Origin of the sequence: Micromonospora sp. L5 (assembly GCF_000177655.2) — a bacterium.
Taxonomy (GTDB): Bacteria; Actinomycetota; Actinomycetes; order Mycobacteriales; family Micromonosporaceae; genus Micromonospora; species Micromonospora aurantiaca.
Genome location: NC_014815.1, coordinates 224,121 through 239,527 on the forward strand (window position 1 = coordinate 224,121; position 15,407 = coordinate 239,527).

The 15,407-nt window shown below is 73.2% G+C and carries 14 protein-coding genes and 3 tRNA genes; 5 read left to right on the plus strand and 12 right to left on the minus strand.

Features of this window, described 5'->3' with window-relative positions; all coding sequences use genetic code 11:
• Positions 1 to 41: 41 nt before the first annotated feature.
• Complete coding sequence (locus tag ML5_RS01125) at positions 42 to 1,007, minus strand: PD40 domain-containing protein (RefSeq protein ID WP_013473453.1); 966 nt, start codon at positions 1,005 to 1,007, stop codon at positions 42 to 44.
• Positions 1,008 to 1,164: 157 nt separating this feature from the next.
• Between ML5_RS01125 and ML5_RS01130 the strand changes: the two genes are divergently transcribed.
• On the plus strand, positions 1,165 to 1,692 hold the full coding sequence (locus tag ML5_RS01130; protein ID WP_013473454.1) for a hypothetical protein: 528 nt from the start codon (positions 1,165 to 1,167) through the stop codon (positions 1,690 to 1,692).
• 96 nt (positions 1,693 to 1,788) lie between these two features.
• Here the strand turns inward: ML5_RS01130 and ML5_RS01135 are convergent.
• The 8 genes from ML5_RS01135 to ML5_RS01170 form a co-directional block, all read right to left on the minus strand.
• Positions 1,789 to 1,862: transfer RNA gene (locus ML5_RS01135), tRNA-Phe, on the minus strand.
• A 76-nt stretch (positions 1,863 to 1,938) separates the two neighbouring features.
• Positions 1,939 to 2,012: transfer RNA gene (locus tag ML5_RS01140), tRNA-Asp, on the minus strand.
• 33 nt (positions 2,013 to 2,045) lie between these two features.
• A tRNA-Glu gene (locus tag ML5_RS01145) sits at positions 2,046 to 2,118 on the minus strand.
• A 143-nt stretch (positions 2,119 to 2,261) separates the two neighbouring features.
• Positions 2,262 to 3,050 (minus strand): polysaccharide deacetylase family protein, encoded by a 789-nt coding sequence (locus ML5_RS01150; RefSeq protein ID WP_013473455.1) that lies wholly within the window; start codon positions 3,048 to 3,050, stop codon positions 2,262 to 2,264.
• A 76-nt stretch (positions 3,051 to 3,126) separates the two neighbouring features.
• Positions 3,127 to 4,071: a MerR family transcriptional regulator gene (locus tag ML5_RS01155; protein WP_013473456.1), complete on the minus strand. Its 945-nt coding sequence runs from the start codon at positions 4,069 to 4,071 to the stop codon at positions 3,127 to 3,129.
• Entirely contained in the window at positions 4,061 to 4,654 is a 594-nt protein-coding gene (gene idi, locus ML5_RS01160; protein ID WP_013473457.1) for an isopentenyl-diphosphate Delta-isomerase, read from the minus strand. Before idi ends, ML5_RS01155 begins: the two co-directional genes overlap by 11 nt.
• The gene (gene crtI / locus ML5_RS01165) at positions 4,651 to 6,132 is read right to left on the minus strand and encodes a phytoene desaturase family protein (RefSeq protein ID WP_063778306.1); all 1,482 of its coding nucleotides are present in this window, start codon (positions 6,130 to 6,132) and stop codon (positions 4,651 to 4,653) included. The genes idi and crtI overlap by 4 nt, the downstream gene beginning before the upstream one ends.
• Positions 6,133 to 6,161: 29 nt before the next feature.
• Positions 6,162 to 7,316, minus strand: coding sequence for a polyprenyl synthetase family protein (locus ML5_RS01170; protein WP_013473459.1), 1,155 nt, complete (start codon positions 7,314 to 7,316; stop codon positions 6,162 to 6,164).
• A 64-nt stretch (positions 7,317 to 7,380) separates the two neighbouring features.
• On the opposite strand from ML5_RS01170, the gene ML5_RS01175 reads away from it, so the two are divergent.
• Both ML5_RS01175 and ML5_RS01180 read left to right on the plus strand, forming a co-directional pair.
• A complete protein-coding gene (locus ML5_RS01175) occupies positions 7,381 to 8,307 on the plus strand; it encodes a phytoene/squalene synthase family protein (protein WP_013283452.1) in 927 nt (308 codons plus the stop codon).
• A complete protein-coding gene (locus ML5_RS01180) occupies positions 8,304 to 9,626 on the plus strand; it encodes a deoxyribodipyrimidine photo-lyase (protein WP_013473460.1) in 1,323 nt (440 codons plus the stop codon). The genes ML5_RS01175 and ML5_RS01180 overlap by 4 nt, the downstream gene beginning before the upstream one ends.
• 370 nt (positions 9,627 to 9,996) lie before the next feature.
• Here ML5_RS01180 and ML5_RS01185 read toward each other — a convergent pair whose 3' ends face one another.
• Positions 9,997 to 11,097, minus strand: a complete 1,101-nt coding sequence (locus ML5_RS01185) for a serine hydrolase (RefSeq protein ID WP_013473461.1) — start codon at positions 11,095 to 11,097, stop codon at positions 9,997 to 9,999.
• A 92-nt stretch (positions 11,098 to 11,189) separates the two neighbouring features.
• On the opposite strand from ML5_RS01185, the gene ML5_RS01190 reads away from it, so the two are divergent.
• Positions 11,190 to 12,674 carry an NAD(P)/FAD-dependent oxidoreductase gene (locus tag ML5_RS01190; protein ID WP_013473462.1) on the plus strand — a complete coding sequence of 495 codons (1,485 nt, stop codon included), beginning with the start codon at positions 11,190 to 11,192 and terminating at the stop codon, positions 12,672 to 12,674.
• Positions 12,675 to 12,678: 4 nt separating this feature from the next.
• On the opposite strand, the gene ML5_RS01195 is transcribed toward ML5_RS01190, so the two are convergent.
• Positions 12,679 to 13,443: a crotonase/enoyl-CoA hydratase family protein gene (locus tag ML5_RS01195; RefSeq protein ID WP_013473463.1), complete on the minus strand. Its 765-nt coding sequence runs from the start codon at positions 13,441 to 13,443 to the stop codon at positions 12,679 to 12,681.
• Between the two features lie 83 nt (positions 13,444 to 13,526).
• Here ML5_RS01195 and ML5_RS01200 point away from each other — a divergent pair, with 83 nt between their 5' ends.
• Complete coding sequence (locus tag ML5_RS01200; RefSeq protein ID WP_013283457.1) at positions 13,527 to 14,378, plus strand: Rieske 2Fe-2S domain-containing protein; 852 nt, start codon at positions 13,527 to 13,529, stop codon at positions 14,376 to 14,378.
• 1 nt (position 14,379) lies between these two features.
• On the opposite strand, the gene ML5_RS01205 is transcribed toward ML5_RS01200, so the two are convergent.
• Positions 14,380 to 15,396 carry a LysM peptidoglycan-binding domain-containing protein gene (locus ML5_RS01205; protein ID WP_013473464.1) on the minus strand — a complete coding sequence of 339 codons (1,017 nt, stop codon included), beginning with the start codon at positions 15,394 to 15,396 and terminating at the stop codon, positions 14,380 to 14,382.
• Positions 15,397 to 15,407: the final 11 nt, after the last annotated feature.

Below are 15,407 nucleotides of genomic sequence, written 5' to 3' on the forward strand. Positions count from 1 at the left end.
CGGCCTGCACGCCGGTGGGGACCTCTTTCGTGCGCCGGCGGCTACCGTGCCTCGGCGAATTTCAGCCGTTCGAGCTTTTCGACGTAGACGAACCGCTTCCCGTCCGGCGAGAAGCTCGGGTGGTAGGCGCGGGCGCCGCCGGCGATCCTCGTCTTCTTCCCGGTGCGGACGTCGACCGACCAGACCCCGCCCACGTGGTCCGACGCGACGGCGGCGATCACCGACCGGCCGTCCGGCGACACCGCCAGGTCGGCGAGGCCGGGAAGCTCCGTGATGAACCTGGCTGTGGCCGATCCGACGGCCCACTCCGTCAGGTGCCAGGTGAGATCGTCCGGACTCACCTCGGGCGGCAGCGGCAACCTGCCGAGGGAGTCGGGTGCGGTGATGAAGAACAGCCGTTCACCCAGCGCCGCAGGCGACCGCGCCAGCACCGTCGACTCGCAATCCGTGTCACCGCCGCTCAGGTTGAAGGTCACTCCGCCCACCGTCACCGGAGAGCCGAACTCGTACGCCTTCCCGTCGGCGAGCAGCTGGACTCCCCCCGGACCGCACTCCCGGGGCGCCTCCACATATCCCCCGCCGCCACGGTTCACGAGTGCGGCTTCGGCGAGGAAACGCGTCGATGCCAGAGGCTCGAACGTCTTGTCGGCCGGCGAGTAGCTGAGCAGCTCGGTTTCGTCCCAGCCGCATTCGAGGGCCACCCCGAGGTCGCCGCCGGGGCCGGCGAACAGGAAGCTGAACAAGCCCGCTTCGCAGGTGGATACCGCTGGCGCGCGCTTGAGAACGGGTTCCTCGGCGCTCCCATCGGGTCGCTGCCGCCACACCTCGGCTACTCCCGAGCCCGAGGTCGAGGTCACCTCCCGCAGGTAGTAGACCCAGCCGTCGGCGGCCCAGACCGGATGGAACAGGGAGACTCGGTCCAGGAGCCCCGAGACCCGGCCACACCCGCTGAGCAAGATCACGGCCAGTACGAGGACCGGCGTCAGAGCCGTACGCAGCGCACGCACACGTGGCCTTCCGGTGGCATCCTGTCCGCCACTCGGCGGGCCCGCTCACCGTAGACGCGGGACGCGTCGCGCGAGTGCCCGCTCCACACCGCGGTGCCTCCGTCGCGACGCACCCGGCAGATGGAACCACCGGGGCCGTCCGAGCGTCGGTATCGGTGTGAAGCTGCGCGCCGCGATCCTGCTCGCCCTGACCGCCCTCAGCCTCGGCCTCGTCGTGGTCGCCTCACCGGCGGAGCCGGCCTGGGCGTGCAGTTGCGCGCGCACCGGCGCGGACGAGCGTGCCGACCTCATCGTCGTCGGCACGATCACCGAGGTGACGGACACCGGGGTCCAGCTCGCGGTGGAATCGGTCGAGAAGGGCAGCCTCCGGGCAGGGGCCACGCTCCGGCTGAGGGTGGGCCGCCAGGAGGAGAGCTGCGGCTACGACTTCCGCACCGGCACCCGGTACCGCGTGAACTCCCGCGACGGCGTCACCGGGCTGTGCGCGGGAATCACCGCCGCACCTGCGCAGGTGCCGACCACACCGTCCGCGCCCGCAGCCGCCCCGACGCTCGTCACGGCCTTACCGGCACCTGCACAGGTGCCGGGCCGTCTGTGGCTCGTGGGCGGTGCCGTGCTGACAGTTCTCGCCGCCGGACTGGTCGCTGTGTCCATGCGACGGCGCCGGATCGAAGCGAAAAGGTAACGGGCAGACCGGACAGGCAGGCTTCTAGCGCACAAAGCAGAACGCCGACCTGCGTTCCCGCTGGTCGGCGCTCCTGTAGCCCGGCGAAAGGCTATGTGGCCAGGGGCGGGGTCGAACCGCCGACCTTCCGATTTTCAGTCGGACGCTCGTACCAACTGAGCTACCTGGCCGTGGTGCTCGGCACATGCTACCGCACGGGCCGATACGCAGAACGCCGCGCATCGAGCTGCGCGGCGTCAGCGCTTGCGGTCCTGACGGGACTTGAACCCGCGACCTCCGCCTTGACAGGGCGGCGAGCACTCCAACTGCTCCACAGGACCTGGCTGGTGTTGCATCCGGCGCGAGCCGGACCGTGCCCCCAACGGGATTCGAACCCGTGCTACCGCCTTGAAAGGGCGGCGTCCTGGGCCGCTAGACGATGAGGGCGGCCCCGCCATCATTGCACACTCGCAACTTCAAGCGGACTTGCTCCCATCCGGCCCCGCCGGAGGCAGGAGAAGCATATGTCATGCCTGCGCGGACGACAAAACCGGTATGGGCATGGCCGTGGAGCCGGGCAAAAACGCAGGTCAGCGCGGCAGGGCGATGCCGTACCGCCGCTTGAGGTCCGGGATCAGGTGCCGGCAGGCGGCCATCGTCTGGGCCCGGTCGCCGCCCGCGTCGTGCATCAGCACGACCGAGCCGTGCCGGGTGGCGCCCTTCACCCGCTTGATGATCGTCTTCGCCGGTGGGTGGTCCCAGTCCTGCGGGTCCACGCTCCAGTGCAGCGGGCGCAGGCCCATCTGCTTGGCGATCGTGACCTCCTCGGCCGTCCAGCGGCCACCGGGCTGGCGGAACCAGGTGATCGGCGCCTTGGGCGCGGCGGCGTGGATGGCCTCGTTCGTCCGTTCCAGGTCGGATCGGATCTCGGCGGCGGAGCGCCGGCCCAGGTTCACGTCGTGGTGCCAGCTGTGATTGCAGAGCTGGTGCCCCTCCCGGACGATCCGGGCCACCAGTTCGGGGTAGCGCTTGGCCTGCTTGCCGACGACGCAGAAGGTGGCCTTCACGTGGGCCGCCCGGAGCTGGGCCAGGATCTGCGGGGTGTAGCGGGGATCCGGCCCGTCGTCGAAGGTGAGCGCCACCCCGTTGCTCCCGCTGGCCCGGTGCAGGCCCGTCGGCAGTTTCTTCGGCAGCGGGCGCAGCTTGGGCTTCGCGGGGGTGGTGGGGGTCGGTGAGGGCTTCGTCACCGGCGTCGGTGACGGGGACGCCGAGGCCGACGGCGGCGCGGCGGCCTTCTCGGGTGACTTGCCGGCTTCGCCGCAGCCGGTGACGAGAAGCACCAGGCCCAGGGCGAGCGCCGACAGGGCGCGTGGACGCATTCGTCGCTCCCGGAGGGGTCGGGGTCAGACGGACTTTCCGACCGTAGTGGACGCCGACCCGGAACGGGAGAGGGGCTCAGCTTGTCGTCGACTGGTCCAGCGAGTCCCGTACCGCCACGGCCAGCGACAACGCCTCGGCCAGGTCCACCGGCCGGACCACCCCGGCCGGCAGCGAGTCGGCCCGCCAGCCGGGCCCGGCGGCGAGCACCAGCAGCGGCCGGCGCGGCACCGCCAGCAGCGCGGTGAGCTGGCACGGGTCGGCTGTGGCGCGGATGTGCGACCAGAGCACCACGGCCGCCGGACCGGTCCGGTTGACGGCCTCGACCAGGGCCGGCACCGGTACGCGGGCACCGAGCATGCGGTAACTCACACCGACCTCGGCCAGCGCGGCGGCGAGTGCCTCCAGCGGCAGCGAGTGCTGCTCCTCGTCGGCGCAGGAGAGCAGGATCCGGGGCGGACCGGTCATCGGGTACGTCCGCGCCACTGTGGCGAACGCCTCGGAGACGCACCGGGACATGAGGTGTTCCACCTCGATCAGCGCGGAGGTGGCGGCGTGCCGCTCCCCGATGCCGGCGAGCACCGGCCGCAGCAGCCCCTCCCAGGTCGCCACCACCCCGTCGGCGGCCAGTGCGTCGGCGATGGTCCGGCCGATGGTCACCGAGTCCAGTCGCATGGCGGCACGGGCCAGCCCGCGCGCCGCCGGCCCGGCCCGGCCGACCGGGATGGTGCCGCCGCCGTCGCGTACCGTCGAGGCCCGTGCCTTGAGGCCGAGCCGCTCCGGAGGCAGCACGGCCGGCGCCTGCCGGGCCCAGCGGGCGGCCTCGGCGGGCGCGACCCCCTCGGTGGTCAGCCGGCGCATGATCTCCAGGCGGGCGAGGTCGGCCGGCGTGTACCGCCGGTGGTGGCCCGGTACGTGCTCGCTGGGGCCGAGACCGTAGCGCTGGTGCCAGGTACGCAGCGTGGTGACCGCCACGCCCAGTCGGCGTGCGACGGCCCCCGCGCTCAGCGCCTCATCGGCCACCCGACCGCTCCGGTGCCTCGGTGGCCGGTACGCCCGGCCGGGACGCGTCGGTGGGGTGCAGCAGCCGGTTGACCACGCCGCCGAGCCACGGCGCGTACTCGCGGGGGTGGGCGTCCAGGTCGGCCACCACCGCGCCGGGGTCGACCCAGCGCAGGTCGGCCACCTCGTCCGGGTCGGGCCGCGTGACCAGGTCGGCGGGTACGTCGGCGCGCAGCACGTGGTCGTACTCGAACTCGACCCGTCCGGTCGCCGGGTCCTCGGCGTAGTAGAGGTAGACGCCCACCTCGGTGAGGTCGACCGGGTCGACGCCGAGTTCCTCGGCGAGCCGCCGGTTGGCGGCCTCGGTCAGCGACTGACCGGGCAGCGGGTGTCCGCAGCAGGAGTTCGCCCAGCGCAGCGGGAACCGCGTCTTGACCGCGGCCCGCTGCTGCAACAGCACCCGCCCCTCGGGATCGACGAGGAGCACCGAGAAGGCGCGGTGCAGCCGCCCGGGTGGCTGGTGGGCGGTCGCCACCGTGGTCTCGCCGATCACCAGCCCGTCGTCGTCGACCAGCTCGACCAGGTGGGTCTCCCGCTCGCTCACGACATCGCCCCGGTGATCCGGGCCGCGGCGATCTTGCCGCTGATCAGCACCATCGGCACGCCGACACCGGGCTGCGTGCCGGAGCCGACGAACACCACGTTCTCCAGCGTCCGGTGCAGGTTGGAGGGGCGGAACGGGCCGGTCTGGAAGAGGCTGTGCGAGGCGGCGAACGGGGTGCCGGCGGCCATGCCCTGCGCCGCCCAGTCGGCCGGGGTGACGGCCCGCATCACCTCGATGCCGTCGCCGAAGCCGACGTAGCCGCGCTCCTCAAGAGTGGTGACGAGCTGGTCGGCGTACCGCTGCGTGAGGTCGCCCGTCCAGTCGAACGGCGCCCGTTCCAGGTTCGGCACCGGGGCCAGCACGTAGTAGGTGTGCCTGCCGGCCGGCGCCACCGACGGGTCGGTGCGGCTCGGGTTCGTCACCAGCAGCGACGGGTCGGTCATCAGCTCGCCTCGGCGGATCACCTCGTCGAACGTGCCCTTCCAGGACCGCCCGAAGTGGATGTTGTGGTGGGCGATCTTGCCATAGCCCTGCGTCGAACCGATGTGCAGCACCACGCAGGACGGCGAGTAGGTGAGCTTGCGCTGCCGGCTGGGCGGCAGCAGGTCCTGGTAGGCGACCGGCAGGTCCGGGTTGAGCACGACCGTGTCGGCGGGGATGAAGTCGCCGTCGGCGGTGACGACGCCGGTGGCGCGGCCGTTGGCGGTCTCCACCCGGGTCACCGTGGTGCCGTAGCGGATCTGCACGCCGTGCTTCTCGGCCGCGCCGGCCATCCCACGCGAGACCGCGTGGATGCCGCCGCGGGGGAAGCACACGCCGGCCACCGAGTCGAGGTACGCGATGACCGCGTAGATCGCCAGCGCGTCGTGCGGCGACAGGCCCGCGTACATGGCCTGGAAGGAGAAGATCCGCTGGGTACGCGGGTCGCGGAAGAACTGGTTGATCTTCGTCTGGAGCCGCCGGAAGGCGCCGCCGGCGAACAGCTTCAGCAGGTTGCCGGTGAGCAGGTCCGTCGGCGCGTCCAGGTTGCGCTCGATGAAGTCGGCCCGTTCCCACTGCCACAGGTTGCGGGCGTACTCGACGAAACGCAGGTAGCCGTCGGCCTCCCGGGGGCCGCAGACGCGGGCGATCTCGGCGGCCATCCGGGTGGTGTCGGTGATGACGTCGAGCGTCGACCCGTCCGGGTAGTAGGCGCGGTACGCCGGGTCGAGCGGGGTCAGGTCGAGCCAGTCGGTCAGCTCCTCGCCCACCGCGCCGAGCGCCTCGGCGATCAGGTCGGGCATGGTGAGGACTGTCGGGCCGGTGTCGAACTCGTACCCGTCGACGCTGAGCCGCCCGGCGCGCCCGCCCGGCACCGGCTCGCGTTCCAGCACTGTCACCTGCCGGCCGCTGCCGGCCAGGTGCAGCGCGCAGGCCAGCCCACCCAGCCCGGCGCCGACCACGACCACCCGGTCGGTCCGTCCCTTGACGGTACGCATTCCGGCCCCCTTGCTCACGAAGTTGCTCATCATGCCCGCCGCGCCGTGGCGGCGGTGGCGAGGCCGGTCAGCGCGGTGCGCGCGGTCTCGTCGATCGGTGCGGTGCCCAGCGCGGCGAGCGCCTCGGTCACCCGGTCGGAGATCATCCGCTCCACCCGGGCCGTGGCCCCGGTGTCCCGGACCACGTCGGCCAGCCGGTCCACCTCAGTTGCCGAGGTGACCGAGCCGGCCCGCTCCAGGACCCGGCGCTGCGCCGGGTCGGCGAGCTGCCGGGCCAGCATCAGCAGGGCGGTCGGCTTGCCGGTACGCAGGTCGTCCCCGGCCGGCTTGCCGGTGGTCTCCGGGTCGCCGTAGACGCCCAGCAGGTCGTCGCGGAGCTGGAACGCCTCGCCGACGGCCAGCCCGTACCGGGTGTACGCGGCGATGAGCGGGTCGTCCGCGTCGGCGCCCGCCAGGCAGGCGCCGAACAGCAGCGGACGCTGGACGGTGTAGCTGGCGGTCTTGTACCGGGCCACCCGCAGCGCCCGGTCGACGGTCCAGCTCGCCGAGTCGTTCTCGCCGAGCACGTCCAGGAACTGCCCGGCGACCGTCTCCACCCGCATCTGGTCGTAGCAGCGGCGCACGTCGAGCAGCCGCTCCGCCGGGACCGCCGCGTGCGCCATCAGCCGGTCGGCCCAGACCATGCAGAGGTCACCGATGAGGACGGCGACGGCTTCGCCGTACCGGTCGGGGTCGCCGGTGTGTCCGGCGGCCCGGTGCCGGGCGGCGGCGGCCCGGTGCGCGGTGGGCAGCCCTCGCCTGGTGTCGGACGCGTCCATCACGTCGTCGTGCACCAGCGCGAACGTGTGCAGCAACTCCAGCGCGGACAGGGCCGGGAGCACCGAGCACAGCGGTTCCTCCCCGCCGACCACACCCCGCCATCCCCAGTACGCGAACGTGGGGCGGACCCGCTTGCCGCCGGCCAGCACGCTGTCGCGTGCCGTGGCCGCGAAACCACCCATCGCTGCGTCGATCTCGGTGAGCGATTCGACTTCCGCGGCCAGGAACGCCGCGAGCGTCTCATCGACCCCTTTGATCAGGTCTTTCGTGAACGCGGCCAGTACGCCGCGGACCGGATCGTCCGTCGCCCCGGGCTGAGCCGGCGCGACGCGGAGCGCATTACCCGCAACTGCGTCGTTGGCCATGCGGGCGAGCGTACCCTAGGGTTACGAGTTGCGTCGATTGCTGCGTCGAAACTGAGGAGGGCCGATGGACACGGATCTGACCGCTGCCTATGACCGTTGCCGCGAGCTGCACCGCCGTCACGGCCGTACCTACTATCTCGCCACCCGGCTGCTTCCCGCCTGGAAACGGCGACATGTGCACGCCTTGTACGGCTTCACCCGGTACGCGGACGAGATCGTCGACCGCACCGAGGACCTGCCGCCGGCCGAGCGCGCCGCGCGGCTGCGCGAGTGGTCGGATCGATTCGTCGCCGGGCTGCACGGTGCGTCGGTCGACGACCCGCTGCTCCCCGCGGTGCTGCACACCATCGCCGTGTTCGACCTGGACCGCGACGACTTCGCGTCGTTCCTGCGCAGCATGGCGATGGATCTGACTGTCATGTCGTACCCGACCTACGACGACCTGCTCGACTACATGGAGGGCTCGGCCGCTGTCATCGGCACCATGATGCTGCCGATCCTGGGCAGTTCCGACCCGGCCGCCGCCCGCGAGCCCGCCCGTCAGCTCGGCTTCGCGTTCCAGCTCACCAACTTCATCCGGGACGTCGCCGAGGACCTCGACCGGGGCCGGACCTACCTGCCCGACGAGGACATGGCCAAGTTCGACCTCACCCGCGACGACCTGCTCGCGGCGAAGGCCGCCGGCCGCACCACGCCGCGCATCCGCGAGCTGATCGAGTACGAGGTGACCCGCGCCCAGGCCCACTACGTCGCGGCCGCACCGGGCATCCCGCTGCTCGACCCGGCCTCGCAGGCGTGCATGCGCACCGCGTACGCGCTCTACGGCGGCATCCTCGACGAGGTGGCCGCGCAGGACTACGACGTCTTCGTGCGCCGTGCCCTGGTGCCGCAGCGGCGCCGGATGGCGGTGGCCGCGCGGGCGCTGCTCACCCCGCCCGGTACGCCGGTGCGGGTGCCCGGCCCGGCACTGGAACCGGCCCTGGCCGGATGACCGGCCGTACGGCGGTCGTGCTGTTCACCCGTGACCTGCGGGTGCACGATCACCCGGCGCTCGCCGCCGCCTGCTCCGCGTTCGACCGGGTGGTGCCGCTCTACGTGCTCGACCCGGCGCTGCAGAAGCTCTCGCCGAACCGCACCCGCTTCCTGCACCAGAGCCTGGCCGACCTGCGTGAGGCGCTGCGCAAGCGCGGCGGCGACCTGGTGATCAGGCGTGGCGACCCGGTGGCCGAGACGGTGAAACTGGCCCGGAAGGTGGGCGCCGAGGGCGTCGGGCTCTCCGCCGACGTGAGCCGCTACGCCCACCGCCGGGAACGCCGGCTGCGCGCCGAGTGCGACAGGCACCGGATGTTCCTGCGCCTGTTCCCCGGCCTGACGATCGTCGAGCCGGGCGCGCTGCGTCCGGGCGGCGGCGACCACTACCGGGTCTTCAGCCCCTACTTCCGGGCCTGGCAGGGCGTGCGGTGGCGGGACGAGTTGGCCGCGCCGAAGCGGGTCCGGCTGCCCGACGGCGTCGACCCGGGCCGGCTGCCGGACCCGCCGAAGGGCGACAGCCCGGATGCCGCCGTCGGTGGCGAGGCCGTCGCCAGGCGCCGGCTCACCGCCTGGCTGCCCACCCTCGACCGGTACGACGACATCCACGACGACATGGCCGGCGACGAGACCTCGCGGCTCAGCCCGTACCTGCGGTTCGGTTGTGTCTCGCCGCTGGCGGTGGCGACCCGGGCCGGCGGCTGGGACGGGCCGTTCGTCAGGCAGCTCTGCTGGCGCGACTTCTACCACCAGGTGGTGGCCGGTTTCCCCGACCTGTCCACTGTTGCCTACCGGCGCGGCGCGCGGGAGGACTGGCGCGACGACCCGCACGCGTTCGACGCCTGGGCCGAGGGGCGGACCGGCATGCCGATCGTGGACGCGGGCATGCGTCAGTTGCGCGCCGAGGGCTGGATGCACAACCGGGCCCGGCTGATCACCGCCGGCTACCTGACCAAGCACCTCGGGCTGGACTGGCGGCCCGGCCTGGAAATCTTCTTCCGGTGGCTGCTCGACGGCGACCGGGTCAACAACTCGGGCAACTGGCAGTGGGTGGCCGGCACCGGCAACGACACCCGGCCGTACCGCGGCTTCAATCCGGTACGGCAGGCCGAACGCTACGACCCCGACGGCGCGTACGTGCGGCGCTGGGTGCCCGAGCTGGCGTCGGTGGCGGGCAAGGCGGTGCACCAGCCGTGGCGGCTGCCCGACGAGGTACGCCACACACTCGACTACCCGCCGCCGCTGGAGGTGCCCGGCGCCGACCCGGTCTGGCTGCGCTGACGCCGCCCGCTGACGTCGGCTCGTGCGTCCCGCCGGCACCGCGCATCACCGGCGCACGAACGTGTCCGGACACGCCGGCGCACCGCTCCCGTGGCAGTGTGGGCTCGGTTGAATCGGTCACTCCAAGTGACCTCTCGCTCGCCGGGACCGTGTGCCTCTCGTCCCCTTTGCTCTGCAGCCATATCCGCATCGGTTGCGGAACGTCACCAACTGGGCCTCGCGCGGGTTTCGGACCTGCGAGGAAATCCCTGTTCAGCACGGTGCTGCGCCGATGGCTGCAGAGCAAAGTCGGAAAAGGGAACACGGGGCCGCCTGGCCAGCCGAATGCGCTGCGTGACGATGGCTCGGGATCACCGAGGGTGACCGACTGTCAGAGGCAGGAGTGCAACGCCTCGACCAGCTCCTCCACCCGGTCGTGGTCGGCCAGCCGGGCTGTCGCGTACGCGAAGGTGTAGCCGCGCTCCGGGTCGGCCCAGGCGCTGCTGCCGCCGATCCCGCCCATGCCCCAGCTGCCGTCCGGCTCCCACTGCATGCCGAGCGTCCAGTCCACCGGACGGTCCAGCAGCAGGTCCGGTCCGCTGTACTGCACCCGCGTCGCCTCGGTGACCAGTTCCGGGCTGAACAGGCGTACCCCGTCCAGGGTGCCGCGGGCGAGGAGGCCCGCGTAGAGCCGGGCGAGCCCGGCGGCGGTGGCGTGCAGGTTCACCGCCGGGATCTCGGCGGCCCGCCACAGGTCGCTGTTCACCATCGCGACGTCGCGCCCGCCCGGCGGGTTGTCCAGCGCCCGCGCCCGCAACGAGCCCGGCTCGCCGCGCATCGCGTCCGGCCAGGCCGGATCCGCGTACGACAGATCGGCGCACCGCCGCCGGTCGGCCTCACCGAGCCCGAAGGCCAGATCCAGGCGCCACGGTCCGGCGATCTCCTCGGCCAGGAACCGGCCCACCGGGCGTCCGTCCACCCGGCGGACCAGCTCGCCCACCAGGTGCCCGTACGTCCAGGCGTGCTCGGCCGCGACGGCGCCCGGCGTCCACTCGGGCTCGGCCGCCGCCAGATCGGCGCAGAGCAGGTCCCAGTCGGCGATGGCGGCGGCGGGCCGGGGCACCGGGAAGGCGGGCAGCCCGGCGGTGTGGGTGAGCACCTGCCGCACGGTGGCCGGGGCGCGGAAACCCGGCCAGTACGCGGACACCGGCGCGTCCAGGTCGACCCGGCCCCGGTCGACGAGCAGCAGCAGGCACAGCGCGACCACCGGCTTGCCGACCGAGTAGACGTCGACGAGCGTGTCCGGTCGCCACGGCCGGTCCGCCCCGGCGGCCGGTACGACAGTGCCGGGCGGGACCGCCGCGGTGGTGCCGCCCACCAACTTCACCACCGGTACGCCGTCGTGCCACACCGACAGCGACGCACCGGTCTCCCGGCCGGTCGTGAACAGGTCGTGGAAGCAGTCCCGGACCGGGGTGAAGCGCGCGTGCATGCGGCCACGGTAGGCGGTCGCGTTCGTTACCGGCGCGGGAATTCCGGCCCGGTGCGGTGGTCGGTGTCCCGAAGGTGCGGAATGCTTGCGGAATGGCGGAGCCGGAACTGGTGGACGTAGTAGTGGTCGGGCTCGGCGTCGGCGGCGAGGAGGTGGCCGGGCGGCTCGCCGAGGCCGGCCTCACCGTGGTCGGCATCGAACGGGACCTGGTCGGTGGCGAGTGCCCCTACTGGGGGTGCGTGCCGAGCAAGATGATGATCCGGGCGGCGAACGCGCTGGCCGAGGCGCACCGGGTCAACGAGCTGGCCGGGTCCGCCCAGGTGCGGCCCGACTGGGCGCCGGTGGCGAAGCGCATCCGCGCCGAGGCCACCGACACCTGGGACGACAAGGTGGCAGTGGACCGGTTCACCGGCAAGGGCGGCCGGTTCGTCCGGGGCAGTGGGCGGCTCGACGGCCCGAACCGGGTACGCGTCGGCGACCAGGTTTTCCAGGCCCGCTACGGCGTGGTCCTCGGCACCGGCACCCGGCCCTCGGTCCCGCCGATCGACGGGCTGGCCGACACGCCGTACTGGACCAATCACCAGGCCATCGAGGTCGAGGAGCTGCCCGCGTCGCTGCTGGTGCTCGGCGGCGGCGCGATCGGGCTGGAACTCGCCCAGGTCTTCGCCCGGTTCGGCGTGCGGGTGACTGTCATCGAGGCGGCCGACCGGGTGCTCGCGGTCGAGGAGCCGGAGGCGTCGGCGCTCGCCGCCGACGCGCTGCGCGCCGACGGGGTGGAGATCCACACCGGGGTCAAGGCCGGCCGGGTGAGCCACGACGGCACCACGTTCACCGTGCACGCCGACGGCGCCGAGTTCACCGGCGAGAAGCTGCTCGTGGTGACCGGCCGCAAGGCGCACCTGGAGGAGCTGGGCCTGGACACCGTCGGGGTGGACGCCGGGCAGCGGTACCTGCCGGTGAACGACCGGATGCACGTCACCGACGGGATCTGGGCGGTCGGCGACCTCACCGGCGAGGGCGCATTCACCCACATCGCCATGTACCAGGCCGGCATCGTGGTGCCGGACGTGCTCGACCACATGCGGCGTACCAAGGGCGGCCCGGACGCCAGCGGCACCGCGAGTGTCGTCGGCGGCGCGGCCGGGGTGGTCAGCGCGGTCGGCGGCGCGATGAGCGCGGGCGGCTCGACAGCAGCGCCCGGCAGCGTCCCGGTGGCCGACTACCGGGCGCTGCCCCGGGTCACGTTCACCGACCCCGAGGTCGGCGCGGTCGGCCTCACCGAGCAGCAGGCCCGCGAGCGCGGCGTCAACGTCCAGGTCGGGTACGCCGACCTCACCTCGTCGGCCCGGGGCTGGATCCACAAGACCGGCAACGCCGGGTTCATCAAGCTGATCGCCGACGCCGACCAGGGCGTCCTCGTCGGCGCCACCTCGGCCGGACCGGCCGGCGGCGAGGTGCTCTCCGCCCTCGTCGTGGCGGTGCACGCCGCGGTGCCGATCAGCCAGCTCCGGCACATGATCTACGCGTACCCGACGTTCCACAGGGCCATCGAGGACGCGCTACGCGCGCTGAAGTGACGCCTCAGCCGGCCGGCGCACCGTGCCGGCCGGCCCCGTCGGCGAACCGGCCGGCGCCGCGTACCCCGTCCACAGCCAGCGACTCCAGGCCGTAGGCCAGCTCGGTCGCCATCGCCTCCGGCTCCGGCTGCCCCGCGCCGTCCCGCACCGCCGCCCGGTCGTTGCGCAGGCACGTCTGCGGCGACCGGGCGATAGCGGCGGCCAGCTCCTCGGCCGCCGTGCGGGCCTCACCCGGCGCGACCAGCCGGTTGACCAGACCCATCGCGTACGCCTCGTCGGCGCCCACCGCACGGCCGGTGAGGATCAGGTCCATCGCGCGGCTCTCCCCGATCAGCCGGGGCAGACGGACCGTCCCGCCGTCGATCAGCGGTACGCCCCACCGGCGGCAGAACACGCCGAGCGTGGCGTCCGACTCGGCGACCCGCAGGTCGCACCAGAGTGCCAGCTCCAGGCCGCCGGCCACCGCGTACCCGGAGATCGCGGCGATCACCGGCTTGGACAGTCGCATCCGGGTCGGACCCATCGGCGCGTCGCCGCCGGGCTCGACACGGTTGCCGCGCGGAGTGCCGACGGCCTTGAGGTCGGCACCGGCGCAGAACGTGCCGCCCGCGCCCCAGAGCACGGCGACCGCCGCGTCCGGGTCGGCGTCGAACGCGCGGAACGCGTCGGCCAGCGCTCGCGCGGTCGGGCCGTCCACGGCGTTACGAGCCTCGGGCCGGTCCAGGATCACAGTGGTCACGGCACCGGCGTGCTCGACGCGTACCCCCATGGGCTCAGCATGCCCGCGACGCACCTGGGAGGGAATTCCGGGGCGTCCGGTTTGGGGGCTCTCCTGCCGGGAAGTCGGAACGGGTGCGCGAACTACTGACGAAACTCGAACAGGCCACCGGTCTCGACCGGGTGGGTGACCGGCTGCAGCGCGCCGTCCAGGGCACTCTGCGTTCCCAGCGGGTACGCGACGCGCTGCACGGCGTGTGGCTCGGCCATCCGCTGCACCCCGCGATGGTGCAGGTGCCGGTCGGCGCATGGATCTCCGCCGCCGTGGTGGACCTGCTGCCCGGCCAGCGCCGCGCCGCCACCGCCCTGGTGGGCCTCGGTACGGTCAGCGCGGTGCCCGCGGCCGTCGCCGGGCTCAACGACTGGGCCACGCTCACCCGTGACCAGCGCCGGGTCGGGCTGGTGCACGCCGCCGCCAACACCGTCGGCCTGGCGTTGTTCGCCGGCTCGCTGGCGGCGCGGCTCAACGGGCGGCACGGACTCGGCCGGACGCTGTCCTATCTGGGGCTGTCCGCCGCGAGCGGTGGGGCGTACCTGGGTGGGCACCTCGCGTACAAGCAGGGCGCCCAGGCCAGCCAGAGCGTCTCCGAGCTGCACCTGATCAGCGACGGCTGGCACCGGGTCGGTGACCTGAGCAGCCTGCCCCGGCACGAGCTGGTCACCAAGAAGATCGACGACGTCCCGGTGATCCTCTACCGGGACGGCGACGACGTCAGCGTGATGCTGGAGCGCTGCCCGCACCAGAGCGGCCCGCTCGGCGAGGGCACGGTGGAGCAGATCGACGGCCACGCCTGCGTGGTCTGCCCCTGGCACGGCAGCGCGTTCCGGCTCGACGGCGGCGAGGTGGTGCACGGCCCGGCCGCGAACGACCAGGTCGTGCTGCCCAGCCGCGTCGTGTCCGGCCGGGTCGAGGCCCGGCTGCCCTGACTCAGTCCCGCCGGTGCCGTCCGCTGGACAACGCGCGGGCGGGTACCGGCCGCTTGCGCAACCCGAGCAGCGCGCCGATCTGCGCACCCACGATGCTCGCCACGGCCAGCACCGCCGAGATGGCGAGCGGACGGTTGATGCCCTCCTCGGCGGTGGCGCGGGACGCGCCCGCCGACATGGCCGGCGGCTGACCGACAGGCGCCTCCACGGTGGGCGTCGCGTCCCGCGGCGTGGGCTTGGGCTTCGCCTTCGGGGTGGTCGACGAGGCGCCGCCGCCACCCGGCTTGACCGGTGCCGTCTCGGCCGGCTTGGTGACCACGATCCGTCCGGTGGCGTGCCGCCGGGCACCCGAATCCGTCGCGCCCTCCGGCAGCGTGATGAGCTGACCCGGGCGGATCCGGTCCGGGTCGGCGAGCCGGTTCAGCCGGGCCAGCTCCTTGTATCTGTCGAAGTCGTCCAGGTAGCGATCCGCCACCTCGCCCAGGTAGTCGCCCTTCGCCACCCGGTACACGGCCGGGTCGTCCGCCTTCGACGCGATCGGCGCCGGCGGGGTGACCTGGCTCGCGGCCACGGCCGGTGAGGTGACGGCGGCGACCGCCGGTTGCGGGGCGGTCAGCGCGGCGGCACTCGCCGCGGCCGGGCTCGCGACCAGGATCAGCGCGACCGAACCGACGAGTGCGGCTGCGGCCTTCTGCTGGCGGTGCATGCCGGGCAGCTTCGGCGCCGGCCGGCGTACCGCCGCCGCGAGCAGCTCCACCACGACGGAGAACGCGAACGTGGCCCAGCCGAACCAGCCCACCACCGCCAGCGCGCGCAGGAACAGCCGGCCGTCGTCGCGGCTGGTCAACGCCGTACCGACCTCGGCCAGCGTGGGCAGGTGATCCGGCAGCGGGTTGCCGGCGAACGCCAGCAACGCGACCGGCCCGCCGGCCAGCACGCCGACGAGCACGACGAGGGCGCCGAGGCCGGTGAGAACCTGGCCGGCGCGGCGGACGGGGGAGCGTCGGGGTGCGCCCATGGCGGCCTTCC